General features: G+C 68.7%; 20 protein-coding genes. 6 read left to right on the top strand and 14 right to left on the bottom strand.

Annotated features, from left to right (window positions below):
• Nucleotides 1–2: 2 nt before the first annotated feature.
• The 3 genes from E6A21_RS13255 to E6A21_RS13245 are packed head-to-tail and all read right to left on the bottom strand — an operon-like array spanning nt 3 to nt 2,583.
• The gene (locus tag E6A21_RS13255; RefSeq protein WP_138444710.1) at nt 3–989 is read right to left on the bottom strand and encodes an aldo/keto reductase; all 987 of its coding nucleotides are present in this window, start codon (nt 987–989) and stop codon (nt 3–5) included.
• 43 nt (nt 990–1,032) lie between these two features.
• Nucleotides 1,033–1,968 (bottom strand): alcohol dehydrogenase catalytic domain-containing protein, encoded by a 936-nt coding sequence (locus E6A21_RS13250; RefSeq protein ID WP_138444629.1) that lies wholly within the window; start codon nt 1,966–1,968, stop codon nt 1,033–1,035.
• Nucleotides 1,969–2,016: 48 nt separating this feature from the next.
• Entirely contained in the window at nt 2,017–2,583 is a 567-nt protein-coding gene (locus tag E6A21_RS13245; protein WP_138444628.1) for a hypothetical protein, read from the bottom strand.
• A 247-nt stretch (nt 2,584–2,830) separates the two neighbouring features.
• Here E6A21_RS13245 and E6A21_RS13240 point away from each other — a divergent pair, with 247 nt between their 5' ends.
• Entirely contained in the window at nt 2,831–3,703 is an 873-nt protein-coding gene (locus tag E6A21_RS13240; protein WP_138444627.1) for a DUF2382 domain-containing protein, read from the top strand.
• A gap of 78 nt (nt 3,704–3,781) precedes the next feature.
• Here E6A21_RS13240 and E6A21_RS13235 read toward each other — a convergent pair whose 3' ends face one another.
• Entirely contained in the window at nt 3,782–5,974 is a 2,193-nt protein-coding gene (locus tag E6A21_RS13235) for a transglycosylase domain-containing protein (RefSeq protein WP_138444626.1), read from the bottom strand.
• Nucleotides 5,975–6,063: 89 nt separating this feature from the next.
• On the bottom strand, nt 6,064–7,086 hold the full coding sequence (locus tag E6A21_RS13230; RefSeq protein ID WP_138444625.1) for a PHP domain-containing protein: 1,023 nt from the start codon (nt 7,084–7,086) through the stop codon (nt 6,064–6,066).
• A 133-nt stretch (nt 7,087–7,219) separates the two neighbouring features.
• On the opposite strand from E6A21_RS13230, the gene E6A21_RS13225 reads away from it, so the two are divergent.
• From E6A21_RS13225 to E6A21_RS13215, 3 genes are all read left to right on the top strand, one after another.
• Complete coding sequence (locus E6A21_RS13225) at nt 7,220–7,423, top strand: cold-shock protein (protein WP_043120608.1); 204 nt, start codon at nt 7,220–7,222, stop codon at nt 7,421–7,423.
• 186 nt (nt 7,424–7,609) lie between these two features.
• Nucleotides 7,610–8,857, top strand: coding sequence for a S53 family peptidase (locus tag E6A21_RS13220; protein ID WP_212745937.1), 1,248 nt, complete (start codon nt 7,610–7,612; stop codon nt 8,855–8,857).
• 175 nt (nt 8,858–9,032) lie between these two features.
• A complete protein-coding gene (locus tag E6A21_RS13215; RefSeq protein WP_138444624.1) occupies nt 9,033–9,752 on the top strand; it encodes a hypothetical protein in 720 nt (239 codons plus the stop codon).
• A 265-nt stretch (nt 9,753–10,017) separates the two neighbouring features.
• Here E6A21_RS13215 and E6A21_RS13210 read toward each other — a convergent pair whose 3' ends face one another.
• The 7 genes from E6A21_RS13210 to E6A21_RS13180 all read right to left on the bottom strand — a co-directional run bounded on the left by E6A21_RS13210 (nt 10,018) and on the right by E6A21_RS13180 (nt 12,986).
• Entirely contained in the window at nt 10,018–10,383 is a 366-nt protein-coding gene (locus E6A21_RS13210) for a hypothetical protein (RefSeq protein WP_138444623.1), read from the bottom strand.
• Nucleotides 10,384–10,418: 35 nt separating this feature from the next.
• Nucleotides 10,419–10,655 (bottom strand): hypothetical protein, encoded by a 237-nt coding sequence (locus E6A21_RS13205; protein WP_138444622.1) that lies wholly within the window; start codon nt 10,653–10,655, stop codon nt 10,419–10,421.
• 110 nt (nt 10,656–10,765) lie between these two features.
• Nucleotides 10,766–11,326 carry a hypothetical protein gene (locus E6A21_RS13200; RefSeq protein WP_138444621.1) on the bottom strand — a complete coding sequence of 187 codons (561 nt, stop codon included), beginning with the start codon at nt 11,324–11,326 and terminating at the stop codon, nt 10,766–10,768.
• A gap of 34 nt (nt 11,327–11,360) precedes the next feature.
• Nucleotides 11,361–11,744 carry a gas vesicle protein GvpJ gene (gene gvpJ, locus E6A21_RS18435; RefSeq protein WP_138444620.1) on the bottom strand — a complete coding sequence of 128 codons (384 nt, stop codon included), beginning with the start codon at nt 11,742–11,744 and terminating at the stop codon, nt 11,361–11,363.
• A gap of 13 nt (nt 11,745–11,757) precedes the next feature.
• Nucleotides 11,758–12,399 (bottom strand): GNAT family N-acetyltransferase, encoded by a 642-nt coding sequence (locus E6A21_RS13190; protein WP_138444619.1) that lies wholly within the window; start codon nt 12,397–12,399, stop codon nt 11,758–11,760.
• A 129-nt stretch (nt 12,400–12,528) separates the two neighbouring features.
• A complete protein-coding gene (locus E6A21_RS13185) occupies nt 12,529–12,801 on the bottom strand; it encodes a hypothetical protein (RefSeq protein WP_138444618.1) in 273 nt (90 codons plus the stop codon).
• The gene (locus E6A21_RS13180) at nt 12,798–12,986 is read right to left on the bottom strand and encodes a hypothetical protein (protein WP_138444617.1); all 189 of its coding nucleotides are present in this window, start codon (nt 12,984–12,986) and stop codon (nt 12,798–12,800) included. The genes E6A21_RS13185 and E6A21_RS13180 overlap by 4 nt, the downstream gene beginning before the upstream one ends.
• 193 nt (nt 12,987–13,179) lie before the next feature.
• Between E6A21_RS13180 and E6A21_RS13175 the strand changes: the two genes are divergently transcribed.
• Both E6A21_RS13175 and E6A21_RS13170 read left to right on the top strand, forming a co-directional pair.
• Nucleotides 13,180–13,974, top strand: a complete 795-nt coding sequence (locus E6A21_RS13175) for a TetR/AcrR family transcriptional regulator (RefSeq protein WP_246036496.1) — start codon at nt 13,180–13,182, stop codon at nt 13,972–13,974.
• A 208-nt stretch (nt 13,975–14,182) separates the two neighbouring features.
• Nucleotides 14,183–14,647, top strand: coding sequence for a hypothetical protein (locus E6A21_RS13170; RefSeq protein WP_138444615.1), 465 nt, complete (start codon nt 14,183–14,185; stop codon nt 14,645–14,647).
• Nucleotides 14,648–14,666: 19 nt separating this feature from the next.
• Here the strand turns inward: E6A21_RS13170 and E6A21_RS13165 are convergent, their stop codons facing one another.
• Complete coding sequence (locus tag E6A21_RS13165; RefSeq protein ID WP_138444614.1) at nt 14,667–15,464, bottom strand: SDR family oxidoreductase; 798 nt, start codon at nt 15,462–15,464, stop codon at nt 14,667–14,669.
• A 120-nt stretch (nt 15,465–15,584) separates the two neighbouring features.
• On the bottom strand, nt 15,585–16,187 hold the full coding sequence (locus E6A21_RS13160) for an NADPH-dependent FMN reductase (protein WP_138444613.1): 603 nt from the start codon (nt 16,185–16,187) through the stop codon (nt 15,585–15,587).
• Nucleotides 16,188–16,317: the final 130 nt, after the last annotated feature.

Raw genomic sequence — 16,317 nt, 5'->3', positions numbered from 1 at the left:
GTCTACCAGCGCGGGTGGACGGCCTCGCGGAAGTGCTTCTCGTAGATCCGCCGGACGCCATCGTCGAACTCCGGGCCCAAGCGGCCGACGGCGTCGGCCGCGGCGGCGTTCGCCTGCGCCTGCGCGGTGTTCCTCGCGCCGGGGATGACCGTCGTCACCCCGGGCTGGGCGAGGATCCAGGCAAGGGCAGCCTGCGCCGTCGTCACACCGTCCGGGACAAGCTCCTGGAACTCTGACACGGCGTCGAGGCCGCGCTCGAAGTTCACCCCGGAGAAAGTCTCGCCGACGTCGAAGGCGGAGCCGTCGCGGTTGTAGTTCCGGTGGTCGTTCTCCGAGAACCTGGTGTCGCGGCTGTACTTGCCGCTGAGCAGTCCCGAGGCAAGGGGCACCCGCACGATGATCCCGACCCCGGCAGCCTGCGCGGCGGGGAGGACCTCGTCCTTCGGCTTCAGCCGGAACGGGTTGAAGATGATCTGGACGGATGCAACGCCCGGGCGTGCGATCGCTGTCAACGCCTCCTGCGCTGTCTCCACGCTGACGCCGTAGTTGCGCACCACGCCCTCCTCGACGAGCTGGTCGAGGGCGTCGAAGACCCGGTCATTCGAGTAGACGGGGGTCGGCGGGCAGTGCAGCTGCACGAGGTCCAGGGTGTCCCGGCCGAGATTCCGGCGGGAACGGTCCAGCCACCCGCGGAAGTTCTCCAGCGTGTAGTTCTCCGGCAGCTGCGGCACGCGGCGCCCCATCTTGGTCGCCACCATGACGCCGTCATTCGGATGCGCGGCGAGCCACTCCCCGATGATCTGCTCGCTGCGACCGTCGCCGTAGACGTCGGCAGTGTCGAAGAAGGTCACCCCGGATGCAGCGGCGGCGTCGAGCACCTGAAGCGCTTCGGACCTGCCGACGTCACCCCAGTCCGAGCCCAACTGCCACGTTCCCAACCCGATTGCGGACACCTTCCGGCCGGTCCGTCCCAGCACGCGCTCTTCCATGCTCACCGACTATAGGCTCTTCTGCAGCCAGAGGCTCTTCTGCTCAGTCCGTGACACCGGAACCGAGGTCGAGGAGGGTCTTGACGGTGTCTCCGTGCTCCCCGCCCATGAACAGCTCGGGGAGTTCGGCCAATGCGATGCGCCGGTCGACGAGCTGCGAAGGGACGACGATGCCGTGTGCGCTGAGTCGTTGGGCCCGGTCCATCCACCGCATCACGTCCGCTGGATTCCGGTGATGGAGGCTCAGGACCCGCAGCGCGCGGTAGTTCCAGCTCTCCATGTCGACCGTTCGCCGCCCCTGGTTCGATTGGTGGTAGCCGAGGATGCCGAGGGTCCCGGCGATCTGGACGAGGCTGCTCGCCAGCTCAAGACCGCCCGCCGAGCCCGTGGCCTCGACGACGACGGGGTTGCTCGCGAGCATTTCGGCCGGGACGTCACCGGGGGCCAACGTGGTTTCCGCACCCCACTGGGCGGCGATGCCACGGGTCCTCTCCCGCGGCTCGACGACCGTGACCTGCAGGCCCCGGCCCACCATGAGGCGCAGCGCGAGCAGGCCCATGAAGCCGGCCCCGACGAGGACCACGTGCGGCGTGCTGGCAAGATCGAGCATCTCCACGCCACCGATGGCGCACGCGAGGGGCTCCGAGAGCGCGGCGTCTGCGAGCGAGCACCCTGGATGGAGCGGGATGATCCGTTCCGAGGGAACCTCCACCTCTGTGGCGTAGCCGTCGCTGATGTACGCGGCGACCCTGGTTCCCTCGGGCAGCTGCGGGTCGCGACTCTCGACGATGGTGCCCGAGACCTCATGCCCGAGGCGTGACGGGAAGGGGCCCTGGCCTTCCCTCACCATGGCGGTGTCCGAATGGCACACGCCGACGAAGGCCACGCGCACCCGCACGTGCCCCGGCGCCAGCTCGGGCCGGGGACCCCGGTCCAATCGGACCGTTCCCTGCCCGACGGCGGTGAGGTAGTCGATCAATCGGAAACCCCTTCCTTCTGATTCATTCTGGGGCCGGCACGTTGAGGACTAGACGGCGGCGGCCTTCTTCATCCGGAGCAGTCGGACCGCCCGGACGATGACCAGCGCGTTCAGGGCCAGGCCTACTGCCTGGAGGCCGATCGAGCCCGTGCTGAGCATGTAGAGCACGGTGAGGACGAGCGAGATTCCGGCGAGCACGATCGCTGCCACCAGGGGCGCAGCAGACGTCGCTGTGCGGGCGACGATGTTCCAGATGCCGATCACGGCGTAGCCGAGGGCAAGCAGGCCGAAGACCACGATGATCGCGACGGCCATGGCCATCGCGCTCTGCGGGACCGAGCCGCCGGCCGCCTCAATGGCCCTCGTAGCGCTGACGACCGCGATGGTGTTCGTGAACGCGTAGAAGCCGCAGGCGAGAGCGAGGACCAGCGAGCTGATGCCGACGACCACGCGCCAGCGGCGGGAAGCCTCGGCGTCCTCCGGGGAGAGACCAGTCGGAGCCGCCAGCTGGTCGTCACCGTTACGCAGGGGCGAACGCTGTGGCGAACGGCCGAGGCCGGACTCAGGCGGCCATGGACGAGGGCGGCCCTGCTGGTCGCTCAGCTGATCGCTCATACGGAGTGCTCCTTCTCGGCGTACCCGGAGCACCTCCCGCGCCCCCACTAGGCAGAGCATAACGCGAGGGCCTGTCCTCGTCCTTGGAGCCAACAATCGTCCTTGGAGCCATCCATGGGACTTGGACGCGGAAATGAGAGCCGTGTTACTGGATGGTTGCGGTGCATGGGCGGGGGTATCTCGTCGACAGCGTCGTCCGGACGGCGTCACGACAGAAGAATCCGACGCACCAATCCAAGGAGGACCAGTGGTCACCAAGGAGCACATTGATCGTCTCATCAGCAATGGCGGAAATGTCGTCGCCCCCGACGGCGAGAAGCTTGGGGGAATTGGGCAGTTCTACCTCGACGACGAAACCGGCGAGCCGAACTGGGTCACCGTGAAGACCGGGCTCTTCGGAACGCATGAGTCCTTCGTGCCTCTTGACGAGGCCCGGCTTCAAGGGGAGGACCTCGTCGTGCCCTATACGAAGGAGCAGGTCAAGGACGCGCCGCGGGTCGATCCTGACCGGCACCTGGAAGTCGATGAGGAAGCACGGCTGTACGAGTACTACCGAGGGCTCGGATGGTCGGGTGGCCGTGCGGGCACGGATCGCACCGTCGGCGAGGGCCAGGGGATGGACACTCCCACGGCCGACGCCGCGACGACAGGCACGGGATACGCGGCCACCGGCGGTGGCGTAAGCGGGCGCGAGGCAGCCCAAGACGCCCCCGGGACCGTTGGGCGCGACACGTCCGGACCCAGCACCGATGATGCGATGACTCGTTCCGAGCAGCGTCTCCACGTCGGCACCGAGCAGCAGGAGACGGGTCGGGCCCGCCTGCGGAAGTACGTCACGACGGAGAATGTGACCAAGACGGTCCCGGTCCAGCGGGAAGAGGTCAGGCTTGAGCGCGAGCCCATCACGGAGGCCAACCGGGACGCAGCCCTGGCCGGTCCTGAGCTCTCCGAGGAGGAGCACGAGGTGGTCCTCCATGAAGAGCGGCCCGTCGTGGAGAAGGAGACGGTTCCCGTGGAGCGTGTCCGGCTCGGCAAGGAGAGCACCACTGGGCAGGAGACCGTGAACGAGGAGGTCGCCAAGGAGCACATCGACGCCGACGGTGTCGAGGGCCAGCGGTAGCCTTCCTCAGCCAGCGCTGCGGCGGTGTCGGGCCCCTTCGACGGCCCGGCACCGCCGCATGCGCGAGCTTCAGCAGCCTTACGGGCCTGTGCCCTGGGGCACTGGGGGAACCGGCGGTCCGATGAGGCTTGGGGGCGCCGGATCGAACGGGCCGTGGTCGTACAGGCCGAGGACATGCTGCATGTAGTACGCCCATTGCGGCCCGGCGATGTATGCGCCGTCGATCACGGGCCAGAACCTGCCGTTCACGATCACGTTGCGGCCCAGATGGTCCTCCGGGTTGCCGAGCGCTTCACCGAAGTACGACGCCGTCGAGAGGCCCCGCGTGTAGCCGATCAGCCACGTTTCGCTGTTGTACTGATTGGTGCCCGTCTTGGCCGCGTCGGGAACGCCGAGCGTGATGGTGTGGCCTGCGCTGTCCTTGATGTTGTACCCGGAACCCTTCGTGAGCACGTCCTGTAGGACGTCTGTCACGGCCTTCGCCACGTCGGGACGGATCGAGTTGGGCCGGCACGACTGGGCCTGTCCGCCGATCTTCTTGCCCTGCGCATCGGTCACGCTCGCGATGGAGATCGGCACACAGTAGGTGCCGTTGCTGGCGAACGTGGCGTACGCGTTGGCCATCGTGAGGGGTGCGACGTTCATGCCGCCGAGGAGGTCGCCGAGCGTGGACATGTCGATCATCTGGCCATTGCCCCCGCCGTCCTCCATGCCGAGGGCGTTGGCCGCCCGCTGGATGTCGCAGAAGTCGTTGAGGGCGGCGGCCGAGGCGAACGTCGCCGTGTTGATCGACTGGTACACGCCCTCCCGGACGGTCATGGGTTCGTACCAGCCGGGCTCGTCGTTCTGCAGGTTCGGCGCCGCACCGAGGCTGACCTCGGCGTCGTCGTAGGCGCCAACCACCTTGCCGCAGCTGTCCTTCCAAGGGTAGTTCAGCGGGTACACGCGGTGCGATGCGTCCACGATGGTGTTCGTCGTCTTGCCCTCGGTGAGCCACGCGGTGAGCGTTATGGGCTTCATCGAGGAACCGGGCTGCATGCCGCCGGCGCCTCCGAGGGGATTGCCGTGCGCGTCAGCCTTGTCGACGTTGAAGTTGTAGCTCGTGACGTAGTTCAGGCCCTGCCCCGGGAGCAGGCGGCTGTTCTGCGCCATCGCGAGGATCCGACCCGTGCCGGGCTGGACCGTGACGAGCGACGTGCCCCACTTGTCCGGGTTGGCACCGGCGGTCGCGTCGACCTGCGCCTGGGCGGGCCCCTGAAGGCGGGGATCGAGCGTCGTCGTGATGGTGAGGCCCGAGCGCATGACCTTCTGCAGGCGGTCGGCCTGCGTCGCGCCGTACGCAGGGTCGTTGAGGATCTCGTGCAGGACGTAGTCGCAGAAGTACTGGGCCTGGGTTGCGTAGGGGCAGCCCTGCTTGGGCGGGCTGACCTTGAGCTGGAGCGGCGTCGCGACCGCGTCGTCATGCTGCTTCTGGTCGATGTAGCCGTGCTGGAGCATCGCATCCAGCACGAGGTTCCGCCGGGTGACCGCGTTGTCGGGGTGCACGGTGGGGTCGTACACCGACGGCCCGTTCACGAGGGCGGCCAGGAGGGCCGCCTGAGGGAGGGTGAGGTCCTTGGCATGGACGGAGAAGAAGTACTCGCTCGCGGCCTCGACCCCGTAGGCGTTGGTGTTGAAGAACACGATGTTGAGGTAGCCCTGGAGGATCTGATCCTTCGTGTAGCGCTGCTCGAGCGAAATCGCGAGCTTCATCTCGCGCAGCTTGTCCCCGATGGTCTTCTGGCCGTTGAGCACGACGTCGGCGCTCGTACCCTGGGCGATCTCGTTCTCCTTGAGCACGTTCGCCACGTACTGCTGCGTCAGCGTCGACGCGCCCTGACGGTCGCCGCGGAAGTCGGCGATGAGGGCGCGGGCGATGCCTGTCGTGTCGATCCCCCCGTGCTCGTAGAACCGGTAGTCCTCGACCGCGACGATCGCGTTCCTCATAGTGGGGGAGATCTGGTCCAGGGGTACGGAGGTCCGGTTCTCGTCGAAGAGGGTCGCGATCTGGGAACCGTCTGCCGCGAGGATCCTCGTCACCTGGTCCGGCGGCGTCACGGTGAGCTGGCTGGGCAGGCTGTTGAAGAACTGGACCGAGCCGTCGGCCGCGGCCCACGCGCTCGCAACAGCCGGGGCCATGAGCGCCGCCACGAGCACCCCGCAGACCGCGCTGACCAAGAAGAACGCGAGGAGCTTCCCCAACCCTCTCGCGGCACTCGAGGCAAAGCCCATGGCTCGGATTATAGGAGGGCGTCCCGGCCGTCTAGGGGTGTCGGAATGTCACGATCCGGAGGCGGATCTGCCCCGACCGGACCGGAGGCTCACCGCCGCCGCCCGGTCCACTCGAGGAGTCGCTCGAGCGGCCAGGTCGTCACAATCCGGTCGGCGGGGACTCCGTTTGCGGCGGCCCGTGCCGCCCCGTACTGCAGGAAGTCGAGCTGGCCGGGGGCGTGGGCGTCGCTGTCGATGCTGAAGAGGCATCCGGCGTCGAGCGCTCGCTGAATGAGGTCGTCGGGCGGGTCCTGCCGTTCGGGGCGCGAGTTGATCTCCACAGCGACCCCGTTCTCGGCGCAGGCCGCGAAGACGCGCTCGGCGTCGAATTCCGACTCTGGACGGCTTCCGCGTGAGCCCGTGACGAGCCGTCCGGTGCAGTGGCCGAGCACGTCGGTATGCGGATCTTCGATACCGCCGAGCATGCGGCGTGTCATGACCCGCGCCTCGGAGCGAAGCTTCGAGTGCACGCTCGCGACGACGACGTCGAGGCGGTCCAGCATCCCGGGGTCCTGATCGAGCGTCCCGTTCTCGAGGATGTCCACCTCGATCCCGGTGAGCAGGCGGAAACCGTCGGCTGCCGTCTCGTTGTAGCCGTCTACGAGGTCGAGCTGCTGCGAGAGGCGCTCGCTGCTCAGGCCATTCGCGATCGTGAGGTTCGGCGAGTGGTCGGTGAGAGCGAGGTAGTCACGGCCGAGGATCCTCGCGGCCTGTGCCATGGTCTCGATGGGGGAGCCGCCGTCCGACCAGTCGCTGTGGCTGTGCAGGTCCCCCTTCAGGAGCGAGTGCAGCTCGCGGCCTTCCGTGGCCAACGGCTGCTTGGCCCGCTCGCGCAGCGCCTGGAGGTAGTCGGGGATCCCGCCCTCGGTCGCCTGGAGGATCACCTCGAAGGTCCGGTTCCCGATTCCCTTCGTCCGTCGGAGTCGCCCGTCGCGCGCGCGGGCGGCGACGTCGTCGTCCGTCAGGCCCGAGATTGCGGCGGCAGCATTGCGGAACGCCTTGACCTTGAAGCTCGGGGCGAGCTCGCGCTCGAGCCAGAAGGCGATCTCATTCAGAGCCTCGACTGCATCCATAGGCCCATATTGCCCGCCACGCGGGCGAGTTGACCGTTTGGCACTGCCGCACCCCCACATTAGGCTTACGTCTAGGACGGCGTGGGATCCGGCCGCATGAGCGGCCACGGCGCTGCCCGGGAAAGGCAGCACCATGGCTACAGGCACCGTCAAGTGGTTCAACAGCGAGAAGGGCTACGGCTTCATCGCCCCCGATGACGGCTCGGCGGATCTGTTCGCCCACTACACGCAGATCGAAGGCCGCGGCTTCAAGAACCTCGAAGAGGGCCAGAAGGTCGAGTACGAAGTCGGCCAGGGCCAGAAGGGCCCGCAGGCACAGAGCATCCGCCCCCTCTGACGAGAGAGCGGGACAGGGAGGGGTCCCCGGAAGGGAATCCCTCCTTTTCCGTGCCCTTTCGGCGTCCCAGATTGTCCGGACCGCGGGCTGGCCTGAGGTCCTTGCAAGGCTTTCCGCAGCTTCTGCCCAATTGCGGCGGTCCGGGTGCGGCCTCCCCCTAGCGTCGATGTAGGCGAGCTTGCAGCAGTGCGAGCTCCCAGACTCTCAGACCCGAAGGGGGCGTTACCCATCAGGAAGCTGCTCTCCGCCGTCGGCCTCGCGCTGCTTGTCGCAGTCGGGCTCCTCGCCGGCACCAGCGCCGCCATGGCGGCACCATCAGCACAGGCTCTCGAGCACTCGGCCAAGGTGTGCTCGCTTCCCGCCGCCGGCCAGGCGGCGTGCACCGCGCGCGTCGTGACCGACACCAAGGGCCGGCCGCTGACGACGACGACGCCCCCGGCGAGCGCGCTCACTCCGGCTCAGCTCCGGGACGCGTACAAGCTCACGGGCACCGCCTCGGGCGGCCGCACCGTCGCGATCGTCGACGCCTACGGCTACCCGAACCTCGCGAGCGACCTCGCGAACTACCGCAAGCAGTTCGGCCTCCCGGCATGCACGGCGAGCACCGGCTGCCTGCGCGTCCTCAACGAGTCGGGCGGGACGGCCGCGCCGGCGTTCAACGTCGGCTGGGCCCAGGAACAGGCCCTCGACGTGGACGCGGTCTCCGCGTCCTGCCCGGACTGCAAGATCGTCGTGGTCCAGGCGTCCTCGACCTCGTTCGCCGACCTCGGCACGGCCGAGCAGACCGCCGCGAAGCAGCCCGGCGTCGTCGCCATCTCCAACAGCTACGGGGGCTCCGACGCCTCGGATGCGACGTACGGGAAGTACTACAGCTTCCCCGGCATCGCGGTCACGGCGAGCGCGGGAGACAACGGCTATCAGGGCGCGGCGTACCCCGCGACGTCGAGCTACGTGACGGCTGTCGGGGGTACGTCCCTCGTCAAGTCCTCGACAGCGCGCGGCTGGTCGGAGACGGTGTGGAGCGGCACTGGGTCGGGCTGCTCGTCGTACAACGCAGCGCTCCCGGCTGCGGCGAACGTCGGAACGGGCTGCGCAAAGCGCGCCATGAATGACGTCGCAGCGGTCGCGGATCCGAACAACGGCGGCCTCGCGGTCCTCTACCCGACTTCGAGCACGGCTTCGTCGTGGGGCCAGTTCGGTGGCACGAGCGAGGCTGCGCCCATCATCGCCTCCGTGTACGCGCTGTCCGGCAACACCGGGTCGAAGGCGAGCGGGACCTACGCGAACAGCATCCCCTATGCCCACGCGGCGTCGCTCTTCGACGTCACCTCGGGCAGCAACGGCACGTGCACGACGCCTCAGTGGTGCGCCGCCCGCACCGGCTGGGACGGCCCGACGGGTCTCGGGACACCTAACGGCATCGGGGCCTTCTAGGCACCCGGCGCACCTCCGAATCGGCTGCTCCGCACCTTCCTCCGACCCCTCGGCGGAAGGTGCGGAGCAGCTGTCTTCTCGAGCAGCTTCAGGCAGGAGCAGCCGTCTTCTCGAGCGGCAGTTTCAGCTGCGGGCCGTTCGGCGTGGTTTCGCAGAAGCTGGGTACCCATCCGGCATGCTGCGACCCTTCATCGCTTCCCTGCTCGAGCAGGCTGTCACCTCGTCCGAGGATCCCTTGCTTGCGGGCGAGGGCACATCGATCCCCGAGGGGGACCGCTGCGAGTCGATTTTCGGCCTCTACGCGGCGGGCGTCCCGCTCGGCGATATCGCCCACATCCTCGGATGCAGCGTGTTGACCGTCCAGGACGACATAGAGCAGGCACGGGGCAGGCGCCCCGTCCTCGAGAGCCATGACGAGCGCGTCGCGTGGGAGCTTCACCGCGCGGTCGTGGACAAGCTGCGCGATGACGCGGGGCCGGTCCTCGCCGCCGCCCGGGCGAACCTTGCGGCGGCACCGCTGGCCGGCACAGGAGGGATGGCCAGCCAGATGGCTGACGGGTCCCCGGGGGAGATGGCCTTGGAGGGAGTGGCCGCAGGGACGGTATCTGCGGGAGCCGTCCCCTCGGGGGCCGTCAGCCCGGGAGCCGTCCCCTCGGGAGCCGTCAGCACAGGGACCCTATCCACGGCGAGCGTCTGCACCGAGGACATGCACGAGGACGTGCATGCGGAGTGGGCGCGGCTGCTCGACGGGGACGCTGAGTCGCTTATCGATGCGATGCTCGCGCCGGGTGAGCGGGGTGCTCGGCTGCGACGGGCGACGCCGTTCTCGCATGCTCTGACGAACGACGAGCGGCTCGCCGCCGTTCGCAAGGCTGCAGTTCCTGCGCCCCTCTGACCGTCCTCGCCTCATCGGGTGAGTCTTCTTCGGGTGAGTCGCCGTCAGGCGAATCACCGCAAGGGGGTGCGCCCAGCAGCGCCGTCCACGCCATGGCCTTCAAGGCAGACCTCAGCCCGCCGTCGTCGACCTCCAGCCGGGCAATGGGCCGGTAGATGATCATTCCTGCCTCCTCGGGTCCAGTGGGTGTACGTTCCACTGTCCTCGGGGCAGGTGTCCGCGGGCTTTGGGGCACCTTTCAACTGGCTGTGGCCCCGGGGTGGCGTCACGAGGCCGGCGGGAAGCGGCGCGGCTGCCGGCGGCGGTGCCGCGGCACCCAACGGCGGCGGAGCACGTGGTGGTCCGCGGGTCCCGCTGCGGCCGCACTTAGGGGAGGCGGCAGGGCTGAGGCGATCTCCTCGAGCGGGGCCACGACGCCCGACTTGAGCAGGTCCCGCACCACCGGACACGGCCATGGCTCGCCGCAGCCCTCGCACGGATCGCCGACCCGGGGAGTCGAGGGCCGATGGCTCTCGGCCGCCGGCTCCCAGACTTCCGCCTCAACCGACTCCCGCAGCGAACCGCTGCGTCTGGCGGCGGTGAGCCGCGCAAGGATCTCCGCGTAGATGTGCTCCGCTGGCAGGACCTCCATGACGGCTCCTTACCCATGCCGGAGGAGCAGTCACATCATTCGGGTTCGCCGCCGAGATCTTCGCCTTCTCCGCCTTCCTCGCCCTCGGGCACGCCGAGTCCATGCCCCATCGCTGCCTGCGTCTCCGGGCTGTCGGTATCGTCGGGGAAGGGCTCGGTCTGCCGGAAGTCCTCGACGTGGCCGGGACGCCCGCTGCGGATCGTGCCCTGGTCCTCGTGCTTCATCTCGTCGTCCAGCTGCGGTCCGTGCTTGTTGCTGCCTCGCTCGATCATGATGCTCTCCTTACGGCGCTGACCTTCACGTCCCCCAGCGTTACCCGCCCGCCGGCCGGCCAACCGGGCCACGGCTGGAAGAAGCGGGCGGGAAGGGGAGCGGGCCCGAATCAGCCCTCGCCTCGGTCGAGGGTCGTCGGACGCGGCCCCATGACCCGTGCCGCAAGCGGGTCCGAGGGGTCGAGCGATTCGAGGAAACGGCGCAGGCGCAGGGCGCTCGCGAGCTCGGCCTCCGGATCGGCGCTGGGGGGCGGTTCGACCGGCCCGGCATGCAGCGCCAGGTCCCCGTGCCCCTGCCCGACCTCGAGTTCGAGCGCCTCGATGGGGGCTATGCGGCGGGCGAGGGCCACGGCGCGCGCCACCTGAGGGGGAACAGTCTCCGCAACGATCGCGGCGTGGTGTTCGACGTCGGGGAGCGCCTGGCGCTCGACGGCCCAGTGTGAGAGCGCGCGCAGCATCTGGTCCTCGTCCGCCTCGCCGAGCTGGACTTCGACGACGTGCCGGGCGCCGCCGTCGGGCTCGGCGAGGACGACGGCGAAGCGGTCGGGTTCCGGGTGCGGGACGATGCGCACGACCACCGGTGCGGCCATGCCGACGCCGATGAGCTCCGGGTTCCGTTCTATGTGCAGGGCGAGGGTCGCAGCGTCCAGGCGCGGAGGTGTCGTGTCCACGGGGCGATCCTATGCTGGCCCGACGTCGAACAGGTCAGTCCGGGGTGAAGAAATCCTTGACCTTTCCCACGAAGTCCTCGGTCTTCCTCTGGGCGACCTCGTGGGCGACGGTCTCGACGGTGCGGTCGATGGCCTTCTTGCCCAGCTCCGGGAGTCCCTTCCCTTCGGTCTGCTTCGCCAGGTTCAGCCTGCTGGTCGCCTCCGCGTAGCGGAGATAGGTGTCCACGCTCGCCACCACGAAGCGCGCGTCGACCGTGAGGACGTCTACACCGAGGAGGGAGAGCTGCACGTAGGCGTCGATGACGAGGCCCTTGTCGAGGATCACGTTGAGCACGTCGGCCAGCGAACTCGAGTGCGGGCGGTCGAGATAGCCGCCGCTGCGCGGTTGTGTCCCGGATGGCCGTGCCACATCGTCCATGTCGACTGCTTCCTCAGACCAGCCGGGCGTAGTAGTCGCCGGCAGCTCGTTCGAAACCTGCTGCTTGCCAGTATCGCGCCAAGGAGCGCTTCGCACGACGGCGGGCGACTGCGCCGTCGATTCCAGTTTCGCCTGTGGCCACTCTGCCGGTCCGGCCGATGCCCATGCCGGCGTCCCCGTCGTCGTCCAGCTCGCCGCTCAGCTGGGGCGCGGCCTGAAGGATGACGAGACCCACCCCGCGGCCCACAGCCTCGAGCAGCGCGCGGAGGATGCTCCGCCCGAGCCCCTGCCCGCGGAACTCCCGGTGGAGTTCGAGGTCCGCGACGTACATCAGGTCGTGGCGGGTGCCCGCCGCGAGGGCAGCCAAGAGGTCAGGACGGTCTGTGAGAAGCATGGCCGCGACGTCGGCGAGCTCCTGGCTGTGCGCGTCGAGGACCTCGAAGAGGTCGATGTCGGTCGCATCCGGAACGACATACACGCGGCCGCGGCCGACCCGGCGTTCGCGGCCGTCGTCGTCGAAGCGGTGGTAGACGGTCGCCGAGACGGAGAAGCACCACTCCTGCGGATAGTCTTCCGGCGACTCGTCAGCGTCGAGGAGGCCATCCTGCACAAGGCGGTACTTGAAGGACAGGCGCTGCGGATCGAGCTCGGCCATGGAACTCCCTCTCGAGCGAGCGCCGGCTGCGTCGCCCACACGCCCGAGCCTAGACCCACAGGCCGCTCCGCTCCTCGGAGTCCGGCCCCTGGGGCCCAGTCGGGCTTCCCGCTCTCCTCGCTGTACGCCTCAGAGGCGGGCGGGGGAGGCGAAGGGAATCCGGTCGGGGGAGATCTCCACTCCCTCCCACGGCGTCGCCGGGTCCGGAAGCCGGACCTGCGCGAGTTGAACGATTCGCTGCCTGCGCCGCCCTGACGCCGTCGTCCACACGACGCGCGCCGACTGCACCCCAGCTGCCACCAAGTAGCAGTGCAGTTCGGCGTTGCGTCCGTCGACGATGACCTTGCGGTCGCCCGCGAGGGCGCGCCTCATTTCCCCCTTGGGGTCCAGTTGCTGCCTCACGCGCAGGCCTTAGGCGAGTTCTCGGCACCCTCTCGGTAGCGGCGGAGAGCCATCGCCAGGGCCAACTGCGCCACTTCGCGCAGTTCTTCCGCCTCGTCCACGCGCTCTCCCGCGAGCGCCGCTGAAGGGGACACAGCCCTGGAAGCGGCCCCGCCGAGGGGCAGCCGGCTCATCAGCTCAGTCACAGCGTCCTCCTACTCACCGCGGAGGGCCGACGCCCTGTCGGCCCGGTTGAGACAGAACGGTCTGTCTGCTCAAGAATTTTCTACATGTAGACAGACCTGTCTGTCCAGTCAATGCGATAGGATGGCCAGCATGGACGCTCGGGGCGATGCTCGCGCGGCCACGGGCAGAAAGCCTGGTGCGCGCGAAAGAATAGTGGACACTGCGTACGAGCTCTTCGCCCGGCGTGGTATCCGCGACGTCGGTGTGGATGAGATCATCGGCCGCTCAGGGGTTGCGAAGGCAACCTTCTACCGGCACTTCCCATCCAAGGACGCACTCGTCCTGGCCTATCTGGACCGGTGGTTCCTTGCGAGGAGTGCCGCCGTCGAGGCGGCCACCAAGAGCATCGACAGCCGCGACGAGGCCCTGCTCGCGGTGTTCGGCGTACTCGACGACTGGTTCCACCGAGGGAAGGCCGAGGCAAGCGCCTTCCTCCACGTCATGATCGAGATGGGTCCCGACCACCCTCTGGGCAAGGCCAGCATCGAATACCTCAGCCGGACGCGGGACCAGCTCGCAGCGATCGCCATCGCGGCCGGGCTCGACGACCCGGACGGCTTCGCCTGGTCGTGCCACATCCTCATCAAGGGCGCGATGGTCGCGGACGCAGAGGGCGACACGCGTGCCGCCGAGCGCGCCCGGCTCATGGCGCGCCTGCTCATAGAGCATCACCGGCAGCGGCAACAGCAGGGGCAGGGTTATCGCGTTGCGAGCGGGGACGAGTCCAGCGGCGGGAACAGGCACGAGGACGGGCAGCGCAGCGAGAGCCACCGGAATCCGCGCGGCGGAAGCCTGCGCAGCAACGACGAAAGCCTGCGCAGCAACGGAGGGCAGCATCTGGCCCCTTTTCGGCCCCGGGAGGCGGCGGCCGAGGCGGAGCATCGGGAAGGCAGGCCCCGCCGACTCGCAAAGACCAGGGAGACCCTCAGTCGGGTTGACAGCAACTGACCCTGAGCGCTGACCCCGAGGGGTAAGCAGGCGCGGGCGGCTCCGGCCGGGACCGTGCGAGTCGGGCCATGACGTCGCAGTTTGCCCCGCGGTCGACGGCGCGTGGGAGAATAGTAGTCGACTCACCGGGCCGGGCAACGCGAGGGGACAGATGACACGCCAACTTTTCGGAGCGCAAGGGACACTCCTTCCAGATGGGACGCGCCTTGTGCGTGAGACCATCCTCGCGGCCGGGCAGCGGCTCGCCCTCGCCGCAGACTACGCGGTGCTCGAGCGGGTGAAGTCGCACCGCACCCTCGCCAGAGTGCTGAACGTGGCCAGCCGCGTCCTCGTCGTCGTCGTCGGCCTTGCGCTTGCGTACGTGGTCGTGACGGATCGGATCAGTGTCGTCGCTGCGGGGATCTTCGCCGTCGTGCTCCTGTTCGTGCCCGACCTGTTCCGGCGGGTGGACGCGTTCATGACGGCGGTGAGGAACCGGGCGGTGGCCGGCCTCGTCGTGGCCGAGGCGTTCTTCGAGCACGCGGGCGCGCTCCTGCAGGCGCTCTCGCGGGAGGAGCAGCTGTTCCGGTACTTCGCGCTGCTCGTGACTGGCGAGGTCTCCTTCGGGCGGCTGCGGGTCCGCCTCGTGGGCGAGGCGGACGGCAGCGCCCGCCTGCTCACGGTCGCGGCTTAGGGCTTCGCAGCCCCCTCGCTCAGCCCTTCCGCCAGTCGTCGCCCGTGATGTGCGAGCCGCCCTGCGGACCCATCTGCAGCATGCCGCCGTCGACGGGCCACGAAGCACCCGTGACGTAGCTCGAAGCGGGCGAGGCAAGGAACGCGATGACGGCCGCCACCTCGCGCGCGTCTCCCGGGCGGCCGAGCGGGACCCCGGGACGTGAGACACCGTGCGGGTCCTCGTCCTCCTGGCCGGTCATGGGCGTCGCGATCTCGCCCGGCGCCACGGAGTTCGCCGTGATGCCGTGCTCGCCGAGCTCCAGGGCGATCGTCTTGATGAGGCCCCCGAGGCCGTGCTTCGCGGCGTCGTACGCCGACGAGCCGACCCGAGGCTGGTGCTCGTGCACGCTCGTCACTGCGATGAGGCGCCCGCCATTGCCGGCCTGAACCATGTGTCGCGCTGCCCGCTGGAGGCAGACGAAGGCCCCGTCAAGGTCGGTGGCGACGATTTCCCGCCAGCGCTCGTACTCCATGTCGAGGAACGGCTCGTTCGCGCCCGTGCCGGCGTTGTTCACGAAGACGTCGAAGCCGCCGAGCTGTGAGACCAGATCGTCGATCACGTCACCGCAGGCTGGCGTGTCGGCGACGTCCAGCTGGGCAACGTACGCCTTCCGGCCGTGCCTGCGGATCTCCTCGGCGGTCTCCTGGGCGCCCTTCTCGTCCGAGTGCCACGTGACGCCCACGTCCATTCCCGCTGCCGCGAGCGCGACGGCGGTCGCTTGACCGATTCCGGAATCGGAGCCGGTGACGATGGCGGTGCGCGGTTCGAAACTCATGGCTTCTCCTTCAGATGGTCCGACGTGGTTGCTTGGACATCGAAGGTGTACCCCGGACGGCCGGCTTGACGCAGGGCGCTTGTGACACCCGGTTGCAGGGACGGCCGCCCGGGCTAGGGGTCACGCGTGGGCGTACGGATCGCGGTCGCCGATGTGCCCGGGTGCGTCCGCGGCAAGGACCCGTGCCACGAAGGCGGCGTATTCCGACATGTAGTGGCGCAGGAAGCTCTCGGTCTGTTCGTCCGAGACGGAGCCGTCGTTGCCGAAGACCGCCCGGTCGAACTTGATGTAGCCCTCGGGGGAGTTCAGCTGTGGCGCGTCGAGGAAGCTCAGCACCGCGCGCATCGACGACTGCATGACCGCGGTGCCGATGTTGCCAGGCGAGGCCCCGATGATCCCCGTGGGCTTCCGGGCGAACGAATTGGTGCCCCACGGCCGGGATCCCCAGTCGATCGCGTTCTTGAGCACCCCGGGAATCGAGCGGTTGTACTCGGGGGAGACGATCAGGATGCCGTCCGAGCTTTCAACCGCGTCCTTGAACGAGCGGCCTTCGGGCGGGTAGTCGGCGTCGTAGTCGGAACTGTACAGCGGGAGGTTTCCGATGGGGATCTCGGCGAACTCGAGCTCTTCCGGGGCCAACCGGATGAGGGCCTTTGAGAGGGTGCGATTGATGGAAGCAGAAGCAAGGCTGCCGACGAGGTAGCCGATCCTGTACGTTGCCATGGGCCTATTGGTCCTTCCCGGGCGGCGCGGCCGCCCTCGGCCGGTTCGATGGGCGGCAGTGCCCGGGTGGGCCTCTGCCGCCCGACCCAGTCCAGCACGGCGACCGTGCGGGCGCGAGCCCCTGAACCGA

It is taken from the genome of Sinomonas susongensis (assembly GCF_005877005.1).
Classification (GTDB): domain Bacteria; phylum Actinomycetota; class Actinomycetes; order Actinomycetales; family Micrococcaceae; genus Sinomonas; species Sinomonas susongensis.
The sequence above is the reverse complement of the archived record's forward strand: the minus strand, read 5'-3'. Positions and strand labels throughout refer to the sequence as shown.